The sequence below is a fragment of the Arthrobacter sp. Bz4 genome (assembly GCF_003075455.1).
Lineage (GTDB): Bacteria > Actinomycetota > Actinomycetes > Actinomycetales > Micrococcaceae > Arthrobacter_D.
In genome coordinates this window covers 1-2,045 of record NZ_QDAE01000059.1, presented here as the reverse complement: position 1 = coordinate 2,045, position 2,045 = coordinate 1, and the positions used below count along the sequence as shown (strand labels likewise).

Here is a 2,045-nt window from a genome sequence, read left to right as displayed (position 1 = left end):
TTCTCTTACAACGCAGGATGCTGAACCAATCCTTGTTGGTCTTGTTATCTTGAAGCGATGCCGTGCTGGTTAAGCGCGAAGACGTAGGCGGGGTTATTGTGTTTGATCCCTGTTCCGGTGTCCGTTGAAACAGGGTCGTCATCCAAGCCGATGTCAGCTCGTCTTAGCCAGAAAGCCCAGCAATAGCCATGCCCTTTATCGACGGCGCCATGTTTTGAGGGGAACCGGATTCCCATCGGGTATGACCCGTCGTCAAGGATTTGTTCTCTGATCCAGGATCCAAGGACCGTTGTCACCTCTCGTCGGCCACTTGTGACTTCGGCTAGAGTCAGGGAGTCCTCGACGTCGATGCTGTACAACAGGCTACCGAGAGCACCATTGAGAGCTCCCAGGGTGTCGGCATGGGAAATATCGACCCAATGACCTTCCTCAAAATTTAGGGTGTAGAGCAAGCGCCCGTCACGCCAGTTCGCCGGTATCCATCCAGGAGCCATGTGCCCGTTGGCGTGCCATTGCTCTTCAACTTCCTGCCTAATAACTTCAATCGATTCATCAAAAAAAGCAGCTGTTTTCTTGAGGTACTGTGCATGTGAGGCGGTCATCCGCGCCCAAGACAAGGCCTCAAGAAACGCAGTCTTCGGATCCTCGGCCGCGTATATTGTGCGCCCAGGTGTGTCGAAGCGGTACCACTGAGACCGATCATCGCTGAGAAGACCGCGCTCTTGTGGGTTTAGAGGGCCGTACGATTCTTTGGCCACGCGATAAGCCGCGACCGGTCCAGCTACGAGGGCGAGACCGGTCCTTGCACAGGTTCGCATCAACCGATGAACCCGTCGTCAACCATCGCCGCGGCCGCTGATGCTGTCTCGCGATATTTATCGGCTCGGATGGCGTCAATGGGTGAGTCGTGGTCCAGCCAAGGGTTGCTCCGATGAACCACATACGCGCGACGTGTTCACCTTCGGCATCGGAAACGAGGATCCACTGTGCGTAGGCAAACTGGAGTCGTTTCACCGCCGACGCGTTGGGGGTGGGACCGTCTTGCTGTGCCCACTTGTAGCTGATTTTGCGGTCTTTACTCCCGGCCAATGCGGCGACGAGAGTAGCGCCAAGTGAAGCGTTTAGGCGCCGGACGATCTCGCGTATACCGAGGCGTGCTGTTCTGGCGTGTGCTGTTCCTGTAGTTGTAGCGATATTCATGGTGTGCTGGCTCCTTGTTGACAACTACTAATCTACTCTCTTCCGTCAATAAAGCGACAAAAAATCTACTCGGATCACTAAAATGGGCAGCATCTAGGACGAACTACATTGCTGGGTCGGAGGGCGACGCACCAGATGTTATCGGCGTTCCGTTGATCTAATGGAGTTGTCAGTCAAACCTTCAGCAGTCCCTGGTGCTATGCGTAGTTGATGGAGATCGGGAGCTCTGCGAGGCCGTTCTTGGTCACTTTGCGAAACAAGCCTTATTTAAAGGTCGGCGGCAGATTTGGACGGTTCCCGTCGTCCTACTAGCTTATTGATCCACGTCTTCACCATTCCAGTGCCTGCTCCTACAAACGGTGCGGTACCGGCCGTTTCGTGATCGATGTGAAGCTGGTCAGCTGCGTCGCTGAGTACTCGCGGGTGTTCCCATTCGAGAGCATCCTGCTTGAACAGGTTGCCGACTGCTCTTGACCCTACAAGGGTCAGTGTTGGGGCGGCAAAGGCCAGAATCAAGATCCATACAGCTACGGGCTCCAATACGGCGAGATCGCCTTTCGGTATGCCGCTGACAAAGCCAGCAAGGCCGATTAGTAAAAATGTTCCTACCGAAAATGACAGTATCCCCGCCGTGGTTAGGTTGTTGTCCTTCAAGATCGTGAGGTCAGCTTTCGCGCGTGACAGGTCCTGTCCCTCGAGGTAGTGACGCACTATTTTTCGACGTCGAACGATAATGCTGGCGGCACCGTAGATCCCCACAGGCAAAGCCAGCATGACACCTAGTGTGCCCCATGGATCAAGGCCCTGGGCTTGGAGGGCATCAAACGTGACGGACGGCGCTAGCT

2 protein-coding genes are annotated in these 2,045 nt (G+C 55.0%); both read right to left on the bottom strand.

The window, feature by feature from the left end:
- Positions 1 to 44 precede the first annotated feature (44 nt).
- The gene (locus DDA93_RS16005; protein ID WP_165802666.1) at positions 45 to 758 is read right to left on the bottom strand and encodes an RES domain-containing protein; all 714 of its coding nucleotides are present in this window, start codon (positions 756 to 758) and stop codon (positions 45 to 47) included.
- Between the two features lie 709 nt (positions 759 to 1,467).
- Positions 1,468 to 2,045, bottom strand: a 578-nt coding sequence (locus tag DDA93_RS15995) for a hypothetical protein (RefSeq protein ID WP_207771376.1), incomplete at its 5' end; no start/stop codon positions are given.